This is a genomic window from Roseateles sp. GW821-FHT03B02 (genome assembly GCF_059421025.1).
Genome location: NZ_JBWKUV010000003.1, coordinates 87083 through 101178, shown reverse-complemented (window position 1 = coordinate 101178; position 14096 = coordinate 87083). Strand labels below are relative to the sequence as shown.

At 73.1% G+C, this 14096-nt stretch carries 14 protein-coding genes; 3 read left to right on the top strand and 11 right to left on the bottom strand.

Going from position 1 to position 14096, the window contains the following annotated elements; all coding sequences use genetic code 11:
* Window positions 1–57: 57 nt before the first annotated feature.
* A complete protein-coding gene (locus tag AC07VX_RS10240; protein ID WP_493164616.1) occupies window positions 58–1248 on the top strand; it encodes a PQQ-dependent sugar dehydrogenase in 1191 nt (396 codons plus the stop codon).
* Here the strand turns inward: AC07VX_RS10240 and AC07VX_RS10235 are convergent.
* The 3 genes from AC07VX_RS10235 to AC07VX_RS10225 all read right to left on the bottom strand — a co-directional run bounded on the left by AC07VX_RS10235 (window position 1245) and on the right by AC07VX_RS10225 (window position 4021).
* Window positions 1245–3008: a hypothetical protein gene (locus tag AC07VX_RS10235; protein WP_493164615.1), complete on the bottom strand. Its 1764-nt coding sequence runs from the start codon at window positions 3006–3008 to the stop codon at window positions 1245–1247. The genes AC07VX_RS10240 and AC07VX_RS10235 overlap by 4 nt on opposite strands.
* A gap of 130 nt (window positions 3009–3138) precedes the next feature.
* Window positions 3139–3501 (bottom strand): hypothetical protein, encoded by a 363-nt coding sequence (locus AC07VX_RS10230; protein WP_493164614.1) that lies wholly within the window; start codon window positions 3499–3501, stop codon window positions 3139–3141.
* Between the two features lie 85 nt (window positions 3502–3586).
* Window positions 3587–4021, bottom strand: a complete 435-nt coding sequence (locus tag AC07VX_RS10225) for a hypothetical protein (RefSeq protein WP_493164613.1) — start codon at window positions 4019–4021, stop codon at window positions 3587–3589.
* Window positions 4022–4233: 212 nt separating this feature from the next.
* Here AC07VX_RS10225 and AC07VX_RS10220 point away from each other — a divergent pair, with 212 nt between their 5' ends.
* Window positions 4234–6744 (top strand): EAL domain-containing protein, encoded by a 2511-nt coding sequence (locus AC07VX_RS10220; protein WP_493164612.1) that lies wholly within the window; start codon window positions 4234–4236, stop codon window positions 6742–6744.
* On the opposite strand, the gene AC07VX_RS10215 is transcribed toward AC07VX_RS10220, so the two are convergent.
* The 4 genes from AC07VX_RS10215 to AC07VX_RS10200 form a co-directional block, all read right to left on the bottom strand.
* Window positions 6741–7136: a hypothetical protein gene (locus tag AC07VX_RS10215; protein WP_493164611.1), complete on the bottom strand. Its 396-nt coding sequence runs from the start codon at window positions 7134–7136 to the stop codon at window positions 6741–6743. The genes AC07VX_RS10220 and AC07VX_RS10215 overlap by 4 nt on opposite strands.
* Window positions 7137–7280: 144 nt before the next feature.
* Window positions 7281–8705: a CHASE3 domain-containing protein gene (locus AC07VX_RS10210; RefSeq protein WP_493183890.1), complete on the bottom strand. Its 1425-nt coding sequence runs from the start codon at window positions 8703–8705 to the stop codon at window positions 7281–7283.
* A 10-nt stretch (window positions 8706–8715) separates the two neighbouring features.
* Window positions 8716–9129: a response regulator transcription factor gene (locus tag AC07VX_RS10205; RefSeq protein ID WP_493164609.1), complete on the bottom strand. Its 414-nt coding sequence runs from the start codon at window positions 9127–9129 to the stop codon at window positions 8716–8718.
* Between the two features lie 139 nt (window positions 9130–9268).
* The gene (locus AC07VX_RS10200; RefSeq protein ID WP_493164608.1) at window positions 9269–9598 is read right to left on the bottom strand and encodes a BON domain-containing protein; all 330 of its coding nucleotides are present in this window, start codon (window positions 9596–9598) and stop codon (window positions 9269–9271) included.
* A 193-nt stretch (window positions 9599–9791) separates the two neighbouring features.
* Here AC07VX_RS10200 and AC07VX_RS10195 point away from each other — a divergent pair, with 193 nt between their 5' ends.
* Window positions 9792–10442 carry a response regulator gene (locus AC07VX_RS10195; protein ID WP_493164607.1) on the top strand — a complete coding sequence of 217 codons (651 nt, stop codon included), beginning with the start codon at window positions 9792–9794 and terminating at the stop codon, window positions 10440–10442.
* On the opposite strand, the gene AC07VX_RS10190 is transcribed toward AC07VX_RS10195, so the two are convergent.
* From AC07VX_RS10190 to AC07VX_RS10175, 4 genes are all read right to left on the bottom strand, one after another.
* The gene (locus tag AC07VX_RS10190) at window positions 10436–10660 is read right to left on the bottom strand and encodes a hypothetical protein (RefSeq protein WP_493183891.1); all 225 of its coding nucleotides are present in this window, start codon (window positions 10658–10660) and stop codon (window positions 10436–10438) included. The two genes, AC07VX_RS10195 and AC07VX_RS10190, sit on opposite strands and share 7 nt — an antisense overlap.
* Before the next feature lie 75 nt (window positions 10661–10735).
* Window positions 10736–12328, bottom strand: coding sequence for an acyl-CoA dehydrogenase family protein (locus AC07VX_RS10185; RefSeq protein ID WP_493164605.1), 1593 nt, complete (start codon window positions 12326–12328; stop codon window positions 10736–10738).
* Window positions 12329–12469: 141 nt separating this feature from the next.
* Complete coding sequence (locus AC07VX_RS10180; protein WP_493164604.1) at window positions 12470–13627, bottom strand: GGDEF domain-containing protein; 1158 nt, start codon at window positions 13625–13627, stop codon at window positions 12470–12472.
* Window positions 13624–14091 carry a CreA family protein gene (locus AC07VX_RS10175; RefSeq protein WP_493164603.1) on the bottom strand — a complete coding sequence of 156 codons (468 nt, stop codon included), beginning with the start codon at window positions 14089–14091 and terminating at the stop codon, window positions 13624–13626. Before AC07VX_RS10175 ends, AC07VX_RS10180 begins: the two co-directional genes overlap by 4 nt.
* Window positions 14092–14096 lie beyond the last annotated feature (5 nt).

Below are 14096 nucleotides of genomic sequence, written 5' to 3'. Positions count from 1 at the left end.
CGCGCGGCGCGCGGCTTTGCGCCATGATGGCCCCGCCGTCACCGCCAGGGCTCTTGCATGAGCACGACCGCCACGCCCGTTCCGCCCTGTGCCCGCATCGCCGCGCTGATCCTGCTGATCGGCGCCACGGCCTGCGGCGGAGGTGGTGGTGGCTCGAGCGCGGAGCCGGTGGTGTCACCGGCCTCCGCGCCCACCTCGTCAGGTTCGCCGCGCGCCACGGCCCAAGCGGTCAGGCTGAGCAATCCCTGGGGCCTGGCCGAGTTGCCCGACGGCAGCTGGCTGGTCACGCAGCGCACCGGCGGCGTCGTGCGCGTGGCTGCCAACCTGGCCGGCAGCCAGGCCGTCAGCGGTGCGCCCGCCGTTGACAGCGCCGGCCAGGGTGGCTTGCTCGACATCGCGCTGGACCCCGACTTCGCCACCAGCCCCTGGGTCTACCTGAGCTATGCCGAGCCCGGCAGCGGCTCGGAAACGGGCAGGGCCGGCACGGCCGTCGCGCGGGCCCAGCTGGTCGGCAATGCACTGCAGGGGCTGACGGTCATCTTCCGCCAGGCGCCCAAGGTTGGTGGCAGCGGGCACTACGGCTCGCGCCTCGTGTTCGCGCGCGACAAGACGCTGTTCGTCACGCTGGGCGAGCGCCAGCTGGGCAGCCCGGCGCAAGACCTCGCGCAGACGCTGGGCAAGGTCGTGCGGCTGAACCGCGACGGCAGCCTGCCGGCCGACAACCCGGTCTTCGCCGGCGGCGCGCGGGCGGGCATCTGGAGCCTGGGCCACCGCAACCCGCAGGGTGCGGCGCTGCATCCGGTGACGGGCGAGCTCTGGGTGGGCGAGCACGGCCCGCAGGGCGGCGACGAGATCAACATCGCCCGCGCCGGCGCCAACTACGGCTGGCCCAGCGTCAGTTACGGGTGCAACTATGGCGATCCGGTCGGCGACGCCTGCCGCATCGGCGGCGGCACCCACGCGCCGCGCTTCGTCGAGCCGCAGACCTTCTGGGTGCCGACCTCCATCGCGCCCTCGGGCATGGCCTTCTACGGCGGCGAGATGTTCCCGCAATGGCGGGGCAGCCTCTTCGTCGGCGCGCTGGCCGGCCAGGCGCTGTGGCGGCTGACGCTGTCGGGCGACACCGTCACGGCGCGCGAGGCGCTGTTCGCCGAGCTCGGCGAGCGCATCCGCGCCGTCAAGCCGGCCAGCGACGGCGCGCTGCTGATGATTGCCGACAGCGGCAAGCTGTATCGGGTGGCGCGCTAGCAGGGCAGGCCGGAGGTCTGCGCCGAGCAGGACTGGCTGTCCAGCTGCAGCACCAGCCCGTCCTGCGTGCGGCCGGTGATGCGCAGCAGCTTGTAGGCGTTGTCGGCCAGCGCCGCGTTGCCCAGCGTCGCGCTCAGCGCCGCGGCCGTCGCGCTGCCGGCCAGCTCCAGCTCGCTCAGCTTGCTGCTGCAGGCGTTGTCGGTGCACAGCAGCGCGCGGTTCACGGCCAGGCCGCTGCGCGGGAAGGTCCAGATCGGGCCGTAGTTGATCTTGGCGTTGACGGCCCCCTTCAGCGAGGCCAGCGCCGTGGCCGAAGCCGCCGCCAGCGCCGGCCAGGGCTGGCCGCTCTGGCTGGTGGCGGCCAGGGGCAGCAGGCCGGCCACGTCGACGCTGATCGCATCGCCGTCCAGCCCGCCCAGCGGTGCGCCGCAGACGCTGTCCTTGAACAGCTCGATCTTCAGCGCCCGGCCGACGCGGGCGAAGTTGCGTGCGATGGCGTCGCCGTCGGCGCCGCTGCTCACCGGCACGGCGACGATGCTGTTGCCCCGCGTGGCGCCGCTGAAGACGTCGAGGCTGGGCGTCGCGTCGTTGGCGCTGACGCTCCACAGGCTCAGGTACTCACCGTTGCCGGCCTTCTTGAAATAGGCCAGCGCCACGTCGTTGCCGCTGGCGTCCTTCTGGCTGACGCGGGCGCACTGCAGCACGCCGCCGCCGCTCACGCCGACGGCGGGGATGCTGACGTCCAGGAAGCGCGCGTAGGCGTCGGGTGCCGCGCTGTCCACGCGCCGCGTCAGCACGAGGCGGGCCGCGGCCGTGGCCTGCACTTCCAGGCGGTTGCCCAGGAAGGCCCAGCCCGCGGGCCGCTTCACGGCGGCCTGCTCCACGCCCAGGCGGCGCTGAAAGCCCTTGCTGTTCAGGTAGACGAAATCGACGCGGCACAGCGGGTCGCTGCCGCCGATGCTGCAGCGGCCCAGCGTGGTGGGCAGCAGCTTGCCGCCGAACATGACCTCGCCCTCGCCCAGCACGCCGTTCAGCCGCAGGCAGATGACCTGCGCCGCCTGCACGGGCCCGACGAAGGCGGACGAGACCGCATCGATGCTGGCGCGCACGCCGGCGTCCATCAGCGTGGCCAGGCCGCCCTGCGCGCTCTGGCAGGCGGTGTTGTTGGCGGTCGCGGCGATGAGCTTGACGAACAGCGCGTCCAGACCGGTCAGGTCCACGCTGGCGGCGGCGGCATCGAAGCTCAGGCCGCCCTGGGTGGTGCCCGGCTCCAGGTAGGCCGTGCCGCTGCCCAGCCGCGCAGTCAGCGACACGAAGGCCTTGGTGTCGGCGCCTAGACCGACGGCCACGGTGTCGAGCACGCGGTCATAGCCGGTGTGCGAACCGGGCGTCAGCGCGCCCGCCAGCAGGTCGAAGTCGCTGGCCAGGCCGGCGTCGGCCAGGGCCGGGGCGATGGCCGTGCGCAGCTGGGTCTGGGCGCTGGCCAGGGCGGCATCCGCCAGCGTCGCCAGCGCGCCGTTCATCAGCGTCTCCGGCGACTGGCCGCTGGCCAGCACCGTGATGGCGCTGCTCAGCGGTGTCAGGTTCAGCGTGCCGCCGTTGTTCGTCACACCCCAGACGCACAGCGGCTTGTCGCCCACGCTGCCGCAGGCCTCGACGCGGAAAGGGCCGGCGCCGCTCAGCGTGATGGGGCCGTACGCGCCGGTCGAGGCCGTGACCGCCTTGCCGGTGGCGATGGCCTTGCCGGTCGGGTCCAGCACGCGGACGGTGGCGCCGCTCAGTGACAGGCCGGCGGCGACAACGCCGGAGACCGGTGGCGGCGGTGGCGGCGGCGGTGTCGGGGTGGGCGACGGTGCGGGGCTTGGGCTCGGAGACGGGCTCGGCGCCGGACTAGGGGAAGGGCTCGGGCTGGGCGCCGGGCTGGGCGCTGGCGACGGCGCCGGGCTGGGTGACGGTGACGGTGACGGTGACGGTGACGGTGACGGTGACGGTGACGGTGACGGTGACGGGCTGGGCGTCGGCACGGGCACCGGCATGGGCATGGGCAGGGGGCTGGGCGTCGCAGCCGGCGGTGGCGGCGTGGCGGTGTCGGGCGCGGGGCTGCCACCGCCGCCGCCGCAGGCGGCCAGGGCCAGCAGCATGGGCCAGGCATAGGCCGAGGCGCGCCGCGGGGCCGGCGGCGGGGTCAGTGGGGGCAGGGCATGGGAGGGGGCAGCGTCGGGCATCCGGGCCAGCCGCGCGGGCGCGGCACAACGGGCAGGGGTGTGCCGGACTTTAGGCCGCCCCGCCCGGCCGCGGTGACCGGAACTGCGGGCCCGGTGCGGCCTTTTGCGGCCGATCAGTCGTGGCCATGCCCGTGGCCTCGACCGCGACCGCGGCCGCGGTCGTGATCGTGGTCGTCCCAGTCATCGCGGCGCTCGCGCCGGACGACGACGTTCTGGCGGTACCAGCCGTCTTCGACGAAGTAGACCGGTGCACCGCAGGCGCCGTACTGGTCGCAGTAGTGGCGCCAGTCGCGACGGTGGCCCGGCGGCACCCACAGGTAGACCGGGTCGGCACGGTAGACCGGGCGGCCGATGATGACGGGCTGCGGCGCGATTAGCACGGGCTGCGGGTAGCGGCCGATGTCGACCCGGCCGTAGACGCCCGGCTGGCTGAAACCAATGGAGACGCCGACATCGGCCGCGCGGGCCGCCGGCAGGGCGGCCAGCCCGGTCAGGCCCAGGACGGCGGGCACGAACCAGCGAGTGAAGGGGTGGCGGCGGTTGGTCATGGGGTTCTCCTTGTGGATGCGGCGGTGCCGCGGCCTCCAGTGAACGCGAACGGCGCGGCCGGCCTTGTCAGCCCGGCGCGGCGGCTTTTGTAGGACAGGCGGCGATGGCGCGCGAATGCGGTCTTGTCCTACAGGGCGGCGCCCGCCCTGCCGACGTCTTCCGGTGATCACCGGCGTCAAGCTTGCCCGTCTTGGCGACGGAGGAAGCATCGATGAGCGAACCCATGGCCATGTCGGCCGCCGAGCTGGCGCTGGCGCAGAACGCACGCTTCCTGGAGCGTTGCAGCCGGCTGGCCGGCGTCGGCGCCTGGGAATGGCAGGCCGACACCGAAAAGCTGACGCTGTCGGACTCGGCCTGCGAGCTGCTGGGCCTGCCGGCCGGCCAGGTGCCGACGCTGGCGACCCTGCTGCAGCGTTTCGGCCCCGATGGTGCCGCCATGCTGGACGCCGCCCTTCAGCGCGCCGCGAGCGAAGGTCAGGGCTGGGACGTGGAGCTGCCTTGCGACACCGACCGGGCCGGGCGGCGTGTGCTGCGCGTCGTCGGCCGGCCCGACGAGGACGGCGGCGGGCGCCGCGTCGGCGTCGTCATGCTGGACGTCAGCGAGCCCGCCGAGGTGCGCGCCGAGCTGGAGCGCACGCTGGAGCGTCTGGCCTTGGCCACGCACAGCGGCGGCATCGGTGTCTGGGAGCTGGACCTGCAGAACTCTCGCGGCGGCCAACTGGTCTGGGATGACGCCATGTGGCGGCTGCACGGCGAGGCCGCACACGGCCAGCAGATCGGCCTGGCGGGCTGGCGCCGGCGCCTGCATCCGCAGGACCGCGGTGCGGCCGCCCTGGCGGTGCGCGATGCCCTGCGCGGCGGGCCGCAGCTGGAAGGCGAGTGGCGGGTGTGCTGGCCCGACGGCAGCATCCATGTGCTGCGCGGCTCCGGCCGCGTGCTGCGCGACGCCGCCGGCCGGCCGCTGCGGCTGTCGGGCGTGTGCTGGGACGTCAGCGAGGCCCGGCGGCTGCAGCAGCAGCTGCAGGAGCAGAGCGAGCTGCTCGAAGTGACGCTGCAATCCATCGCCGACGCGGTGCTGACCACGGATGCGCAGGGCCGCGTCACCTGGCTCAACCCGGTGGCCCAGCGGCTGACGGGCTGGTCCGCCGCCGAGGCGCGCGGCCAGCCGGCCAGCCGCGTCTTCGTCGCCCAGCGCGAGGACGGCGGCGAGGCGCTGGCCGACCCGGTGCAGCGCTGCCTGAGCAGCGGCCGTCCGACGCGCCTGGCCGCCGGTGCCATGCTGCTGTGCCGCGATGGCGAGCTGCGCGCGGTGGACGACTCAGTGGCCCCCATCCGCGACGCCGAGGGGCGGGTGCTCGGGGCCGTCCTCGTGTTCCGCGATGTGACCCAGCAGCGCCGCCAGTTCGACGAGATCCGCTGGCGCGCCAGCCACGACGGCCTGACCGGCCTCGTCAACCGCGTGGAATTCGGCCAGCGCCTGGCGCGCACGCTGGAACGCGCCCGGCGCGACGGCAGCCAGCATGCGCTGCTGGCCTTCGACCTGGACCGCTTCAAGCTCGTCAACGACCACTGTGGCCATGCGGCTGGCGACGAGGTGCTGCGCGAAGTGGCGCGCCGCCTGGAGGCCGGCGTGCGCGGGCGCGACACGGTGGCCCGCCTGGGCGGCGACGAGTTCGCTGCCATCCTGGAGAACTGCTCGCTGGAAGAGGCGCTGCACGTCGCGCAGAAGCTCTGCGACGCGATGGACCAGTACCGCTACGTGCACGGCGAGCAGCGCTTTCGCATCGGCACCAGCATCGGCGTGGCGCCGCTGGACGCGCGCTGGCCCGATGCCGACACGGCGCTGCGCGAGGCCGACGCCTGCTGCATGACGGCCAAGGAGCAGGGGCGCAACCGCGTGCAGGTCTGGGCGCCCGACGATGCCGTGCTGCGCGCCCACCAGAGCGAGCACCGCTGGGCGACGCGGCTGCAGCAGGCGCTGGACGAGGACCGCTTCGAGCTGGACCTGCAGCGCGTGCTGCCCGCTCAAGGGCTGGACGATGGCCGCCTGCGCGGCGAGCTGCTGCTGCGCCTGCGCGAGCGCGACGGCGGCCGCGTGCTGCCCGGTGCCTTCATGGCGGCGGCCGAGCGCTTCCACCTCGCGCCGCGGCTGGACCGCTGGGTGCTGCGCCAGGCCGTCGAGCTGCTGCAGCGCGAGGGCGCGCCGGAGATCGCGTCGCTGTCCATCAACGTGTCGGCGCTGACGCTGCAGGACGCGGCCTATCACCAGGAGGCCCGTGCGCTGCTGACGGCGCTTGGCCCGGCGCGCGCGGCGGCGCTGTGTCTGGAGATCACCGAGACGGCCGTCATCACGCGGATGGACGAGGCGGCGCGCTTCATCCAGCAGATGCAGGCCCTGGGCGCGCGCATCGCGCTGGACGACTTCGGCGCGGGCGCCGCGTCCTTCAGCCACCTCAAGGTGCTGCCGGTGAACCTGCTGAAGATCGACGGCCAGTTCGTGCGTGCGCTGATGACCGACCCGCTGGACCAGGTGGCCGTGCGCAGCTTCGTCGACGCCGCCCGGACGCTGGGCCTGACGACGGTGGCGGAATGCGTGGAGACGCCCGAGGTGCTGCAGGAGCTGGTGCGGCTGGGCGTTGGCGAGGTGCAGGGCTTTCTGCTGCACCGGCCGCAGCCGCTGGCCGAGGTGCTGGCCGGGCTCGAAGAGGCAGTGGCGGCCTAACGTCGTGCCGCGGCGGGCTGCGAGGCGGGGGCGGCTTGGGCCAGCACGGCCTCGGCGGGAGGCTGCTCGCTGCCGTCGGCCACGGCGCGCAGCGACACCTGCAGGCCGCGCGACAGCTGGCCCTGCCAGTCGTTCAGCATTTCGCCGGCCTGGCGCATGGCCAGGCTCAGCTGCACGTCCAGTGGCCGCGGGTCGTCGATGAGATTGAGGCCGGCGCTGGCGCCCAGCGAGCCTACGGCGACGACGAGGGCCAGCGCATGGAACCGACGGCTGTGCAGCGGCGGCGAGATGGCGTCGGCATCGTGCGAGACGACGGGCATGGCGGGCAGGGGCCGCTGCGCGGGCATCTGCTCATGCCAACCCTCGGCGTGCGGCGATTTCGGGAATTGCATGGCCCTCTCCTTGGTGGCGTCCGAGCAGGGCGCCGGCCGGCGCGCAACTCGCTGGCCCTGAGTTTGGGTCGCGCTCCCGCGCTGCCATGTCGGCAGGCGCGGGCTTGGCCTGTAGGACGGGCGGAAGACCGGTGGCAGGCCGGCTCAGGAGCGGATCGGCGCGCCCAGCTCGCCCGGCATGGTGGCCGGCGGCGGCTCGGGCTCGGGGTCCGGCTCGGCCAGCGGCAGCCGTGCCAGCACCAGCGTGCCGCGCCCCGGGGCGGAGAGCAGCTGCAGGTTGCCGCCCAGGCTCTCGATGCGGTAGCGCATGCCCAGCAGGCCGTGGTGGCCGGCACCCACGGCCTCGGGGTTGAAGCCCTGGCCGTCGTCGCGGATGTGCAGCTGCAGCCAGTCGTCGGCCGCGCTCAGGGACACACGCACATGCCTGGCCTTGGCATGGCGCAGCACGTTGGTCAGCGCCTCCTGCACGAGGCGGTACAGCGCCAGCCGGCCGGCCCCGTTGGTGGGCACGTCGGCCAGCTCCAGGCTGAGCTGCAGGCCCGAGCGCTGGGCGAACTCCGTGGTCAGGATCTCCAGCGCAGGGATGAGGCCGAGGTTGGACAGGGCCGAGGGGCGCAGGTCTTCGATGATGCGGCGCTTCAGCGCGATGCCCTGGTCGAGCAGCTCGCTCATGTGCCGCAGGCGCTCGTCGATCTCGGGCGCGGCGGTCTTCGTCATGCGGCGGATGCGCGCCACGTCGAGCTTGGCGGCCGTCAGCAGGGCGCCAAGCTCGTCGTGCAGCTCGCGCGCCAGGTGGGCGCGCTCGTCTTCTCGCACCGTCTGCAGATGCTGGGCCAGCTCGGTCAGCTCGGCGGTGCGGCGCACCACTTCGCGGTCCAGGCGGTCGCGCTCCTGCGCCAGCTCGCGCGCATGCTCGCGGCGCGTGCGGTGCAGGGCCTCGTTGCGGCGCAGGAAGACGGCCAGGCCGAATAGGCTGATCAGCGTCAGCAAGTGCACGCCGAGGCGACCGTAGGTGAGGGAGCGGAAGACGGCGTCGCGCTCGGTGGCGATCTGGATCAGCTCGTGGCGGTCCAGCTGGGCCACGGCCTCGCGCACGGCCTGCATCTTCTCGCGGCCGATGTCGGACTCGACGAGGCCACGCCAGGCCGTGTCCTGCCCGTCGCGGTAGAGCTTGACGACGAGCTGCAGCTCGGAGAGCTTCTCGCTGGCGCGCCGGCTGGCGTCGGCCACCAGGGCTTCCCACTCGGAGCTGGCGTACTGGCCACGCAGGCGGGCGAGCACGCTGGGCAGCTCCTCCTCGGCGAGCTTGATGGGCGCGAGATAGTCGTCGCGCCCGGTGAGCAGGTAGCCGCGCTGGGCCGTCTCGGCGTCGGTCAGCAGCTCGCGCAGGCGCAGCCCGTCGTTGCGTGCGACGTGGCGGGCCTGGCTTTGCTTGAGGGCCTCGTCGGCTCCCCAGAAAGCGGCCTCGCTGACGCCCATGACGGCGGCGGCCGCGAGTGCCGCGAAGAAGATGGCCAGGCCGCGCTTGCGGCTGGCGCCCTCCAGCCAGGGGTCGAGATGGCGAAGCACCAGCAGCCGCTCAGTTGGCCGCGGCTGCAGGGCGCGCTGCTGAGGCATGCTCGGCCAGTTCGGCGCAGTAGCTGATGAGGTCGTCGAGCTCGCGGCTCTTGTCGAAGACGCGCTCCGCGCCCAGGCTGGCGCAGCGGCGGCGCATTTCTTCGGTGGCGTAGTTGGTGAGCACGACGCGCCGGGCGCGCACGCCGAGCTGCTGCGCGGCCTGCAGCACGCCCAGCCCGGTGCCGGAGCGCAGGAAGACGTCGACGATGAAGAGGTCGGCGTTGGCGTCGGGGTCGCGCTTCATCCAGCGCACCGCGCCGGCCTCGTCGGCCACCGACCCGACCACCTCCACCTGGGCCAGCTCCTCCAGCGTCGCGATGAGGTTCTCCAGGATCACCGGACTGTCTTCGACGATGAAGGCTTTGAGTGCTGGCATGGCCCGACGACTGCGGTGGGGAGGATGAGGCTGAAGTATGAACCGCTTCGGCCCCGGGGCGGCAGCGCCGGCAGCGCATCGCGCTGTAGGAATTGTCCTAGGAGCCGCCTTCTGCCGCGCAGGCTTCGCGGCCGCTGGATCAGGTGCCCTGGCGCACGGCGATGTCGTTGCGCACGGCGACGACGCCCGAGGTTTCGCGGGCCAGCTTTTCCGCCATGGCCTTTTCCTCGAAGGACTTGGCGAAGCCCGACAGCTGCACCGTGCCCTTCAGCGTCTCGACACCGATGGACATGGCGCTGACGGTGGGGTCGGCAGCGAACTTGGCCTTGACGCGCGTGGTCAGCGCCGTGTCGTCGACGTAGGCGCCCACGGTCTCCTGGTTGCGCGTGACGGCGCAGCCGCTGGTGGTGGCCAGCGTGGCGACGAGGGCGGTGGCGATGGCGGCGGTCAGGATGGATTTGTTCAGCATGTGGATCTCCTCTGTGGGTGGGGCGACTCCGGGAGCCGCTGGAATCACTATCGCGCCGGCCCGAAGGCGCGGGCATAGTCCCGCGGCGCGGCCCCTTGTCGGATTCGGCCGGCGTCGATGTAGGACGGGAGCTCTCGCGGCCGCTGCGGCCGGCTGCTACGCTGACGGTCACTCCAAGGACTGAGCTTTCACCATGATCCGTATCGGCATCGTCGACGACCACGCCATCGTGCGCACCGGCCTGCGCCAGTACCTGTCCGACCACGTCGACCTGCGCGTCACCGGCGAGGGGGCGAGCGGCCACGATGCGCTGGAGATGGCGCGCGGCGGCGAGGTGGACGTGCTGCTGCTGGACATCTCCATGCCCGACCAGAGCGGCGTCGACGCGCTGGCGGCTATCAAGGCGCGTTTCCCGGAGCTGCCCGTGCTCATTCTGAGCGGCTTCCCCGAGGCGCACTACGCGACGACGCTGCTGCGCCAGGGCGCCAGCGGCTACCTCAACAAGGAATGCGATCCCGAGGAGATCGCCAACGCCATCCGCCTGGTGTCGAGGGGGCGGCGCTACATCAGCCCGGCCGTGGCCGAGCAGCTGGCCGACAGCGTCGTCGGGGGCTCGGGCGCCGGCGGCGTGCAGGACAAACCGCCGCACGAGGCGCTTTCCGAGCGCGAGTTCCAGGTCTTCCTGCGCCTGGCCAAGGGCGAGACGGTGGGCCATATCGCCGAGGCGCTGTTCCTCAGCGTGAAGACCGTCAGCACCTACCGCACCCGCGTGCTCGAAAAACTCAAGCTGCAGACCAATAGCGACCTGACCTACTACGCGCTGAAGAACGGGCTGATTCAGTAGACGGCTTCGTCGCCGTCGGCGGGCGTGTCGACGCCCAGCGCCCAGGGGTGGGCGGATTCATAACCCAGATCGGGCTCGGCGCACTTCTCGGCGCGCGACCACCAGGCCGTCAGTGCCGGCCACAGCGGACGCCGTGCGCCGGTCTCCGACGAAGGGGGCGGGGGGAGGATGGCGTCGTCGGCCATGAGCAGCTCCAGCAGGGATGTGGCCCACAGCATCGCGGGCGAGGCCTGCGGGGCCTATCGGCTGGCGGCGTCTTGGACTGTCGGCGCGGACTGACAGGGTTGACCCTGTCAGTCCGCCAGCGCAGCGGCCAGGATCTGCGCGGCCTGCGGCACGGCCCGGGTGCCGACGAGGCGGCCGTCGCCGCCGAAGCGCGTGGCGACGAAGGCATCGGCCGCGGCCGGGGACGACTGCTCGCGCATCAGCAGCGCCTGCGCGCACAGCACCAGGCCTTGCGCGACGCGGCGGGCCTGGGCTTCCAGCGCGGCCGGGTCGCCGGTCAGCAGGCGGTGCAGGGCCTGCGCCTCGGCCTGCACCGGCGCGTCGGGGCTGGCGGCGAAGCCGTCGAGCAGGGCCAGCGCCACGTCGGGCTCGCGGGCGACGGCGCGCAGCACGTCCAGCGCCATGACGTTGCCCGAGCCCTCCCAGATGGAGTTGACCGGCGCCTCGCGGTACAGGCGCGCGAGCACACCGTCTTCCACATAGCCGTTGCCGCCCAGCAGTTCCATCGCCTCGCCGGTGCATTCGATGGCGCGCTTGCAGACCCACAGCTTGGCGGCCGGGGTCATCAGCCGCTGCCAGGCCGGCTCGCCGTGCTCGAAGCCGCGGGCCAGGCGCAGCATCAGCCGCATCGCGGCCTCGCTCTCCAGTGCCAGGTCGGCCAGCACGGTCTGCATCAGCGGCTGCTCGGCGAGGCGGCGGCCGAAGGCGTGGCGCTCGCGCGCGTTGTGCAGGGCCTGCACGAGCCCAGCGCGCAGCAGCGCCGCGCTGCCGATAACGCAGTTCAGCCGCGTGTAGCCGGCCATCTCGATCAGCGTCGGGATGCCGCGGCCCTCGTCGCCGACGCGCCGCGCCCAGGCGCCGTGAAACTCCACCTCGCTGCTGCAGTTGCTGCGGTTGCCGAGCTTGTCCTTGAGCCGCATGACCTGGACGGCGTTGCGTGCGCCGTCAGGTGCGTAGCGTGGCAGCCAGAAGCAGGTCGGGCCCGCCTCGGTTCGGGCCAGCACGAGATGGGCGTCGCTGCTCGGCGCCGAGAAGAACCATTTGTGGCCGGTGATCAGGTGGCTGCCGTCGGCCTGCTCGACGGCTGTCGTCGTCACGCGGCGCAGGTCGGAGCCGCCCTGTTTCTCGGTCATGCCCATGCCCACCCAGATCGAGGCCTTGTCGGCGATGGGGGCCTCGCCCGGGTCGTGCTCGTGGCTGAAGAGCTTGTCGCGCAGCGGCGCGAACAGCTCGGGCTGCCTGGCCAGCACCGGAATGGCGGCCTGCGTCATCGTGGCCGGACAGAGGGACCCGGCTTCCACCTGGCCGTGCAGATAGCAGCCGGCCGCGAACTGGGCCCAGCGGCCGGGCGTGTCGGTGGCAAATGCGTCGGCGACGAGCCCCTGGCGGCGGTACATCGCCAGCAGCGCATGCCAGGCCGGGTGGAAGTCGACGAGGTCGACGCGGCGGCCGCGCGCGTCGAACTGGCGCAGCTGCGGGCCGTGGCGGTTGGCGTCGCGTGCGAGCTGGGCGGTCTCGGGGCTGCCGAGTTCGGCGCCGTAGCGCGTCAGCGGCTCGACGGCCTGCGGTGCGGCTTCACGCAAGGCTGCCAGCAGGGCCGGGTCGCTGCCGAGCAGGTTGTGGCCGCCCCATTCGTCGACGAGGTTGTCAGATGGGTTCATCTCGGAGTTTCAGAGTGATTCGGGCCGAGCGCCGGGCCTCCCCAAGCCGGCCCGTCCTGGCGATGTGAATGCGGCTCAACGCCGCATGCATCGCCGTCCCCTGGGGGACCGGCCAACGTACCCGTTGGACGAGGGGCCACGTCAATCGGAGACTCCGGGCTCGGCCATCAGCTGGCCGCGGCCGGCGCGCTGGGCTTCGTAGAGGGCCGTCTCGGCGCGGCGCTGCAGGTCGGCGATGCCGCGGTCACCCGGGCGCAGCTTGGCCCAGCCGGCGCTGAAGGACAGCGGCATGCCCAGCTCGGCCGGCGCGCGCTCGGCCAGGGCCGTGCGCAGGCGCTGGTCCAGGGCCTGCGGGCCTTCGGGCAGGCAGCGGGCCATCAGCACGCCGAAGCGGTCGCCGGCCAGCCGTCCGGCCAGGTCGCCCAGGCGCATCTGGGCCTGCACGCAGCTGGCGAACAGGGCCAGCGCGCGGTCGGCGAAGTCCATGTCGCGCTCGGCCTGCAGCGTCTCGAAGTCGTCGAGGTCCAGCACGACGAGGGCCAGCGGCTCGTCGTAGCGGCGGGCCATGGAGATCAGGTCCACCGAGCGCTTGGAGAAGGCCTCGCGGTCGGTCAGGCCGGTGAGGCCGTCGGTCTGTGCCAGGCGGGCGAGCTCGGCCTCGATCTGGCCGCGCCAGGCCAGCAGCAGCATGGGCAGGGCCAGCAGCAGCGCGAGCTGGCCGGTCAGGGCCAGCAGCAGGTCGGGGCGGGCGGAGGGGCTGCCGAACGCCGTGACCACGGCGCGGCTCAGCAGGGCGGCCAGCAGCGGCAGCACGGCGGCGAGGCCCAGCAGCCGCCAGCGCCGGCTGTTCAGGCCCTGCACGACGCTGCTGCGGCCGGGCAGCGTCAGCGCCACGCCCAGCCAGGCCAGCTGGGCGCCGAGGATGAAGTCGGCCAGCGTCTGCGCATGGCCGGGGTCGGTGCCCAGCAGGGCATGGCCGGTGGCCAGCAACAGCGGCGCAGCCGCCATGGCCCAGCGGCCCGACCGCGGCGTCAGCCACAGGCCCAGGGCCCACCACAGCGCCGACAGGCCCAGGCTCAGCACGGCCAGGCCCGTGCTCTGCAGGGCCTGCGGCGCGGCGAAGCGGCCGCTGATGGCCGGGCTCGCGAGGGCCAGGCCCAGGGCCAGCGCCAGCATGCCGCCCTGGGCCCAGCGTCCGCCGGCATTGGCACCGCGCCAGCCGATGAGCGTGACGAGCACCAGCGCCGCGGCCAGCGCCTGCATCGGCATCAGCGCGAACAGGGCCTGCGTGAAGCTCATTTCTTCACCGGGATGGGTGTCTCGCGCGGCACCGGTACGGCGGTGACGCTGTTCTGCGGCGAGCCGTCGATGAGGCGGTCGGAGTAGGTCAGGTAGACCAGCGTGTTGCGCGCCGGGTCGACGAGGCGGACGATGCGCAGCCGCTTGAACACCAGCGAGATGCGTTCGTTGAACACCTCCTCCTGGCGCGCCAGCGGCTGGCTGATCGTGACGGGCCCGACCTGGCGGCAGGCGATGGAGGCCTCGGCCTTGTCCTCGGCGATGCCGATGGCGCCCTTGATGCCGCCCGTCTTGGCGCGCGAGACGTAGCAGGTGACGCCCTGCACCTTGGGGTCGTCGTGCGCATCGACGACGACCTTGTGGTCGGGGCCGATGAGCTTGAAGGCGGTGTCGACCGAGCCGATGGGCTCGGCGCTGGCCAGCGTCGCGGCGGCCAGCAGGAGGGCGAGGCTTGCTTGCTTCATCGGGC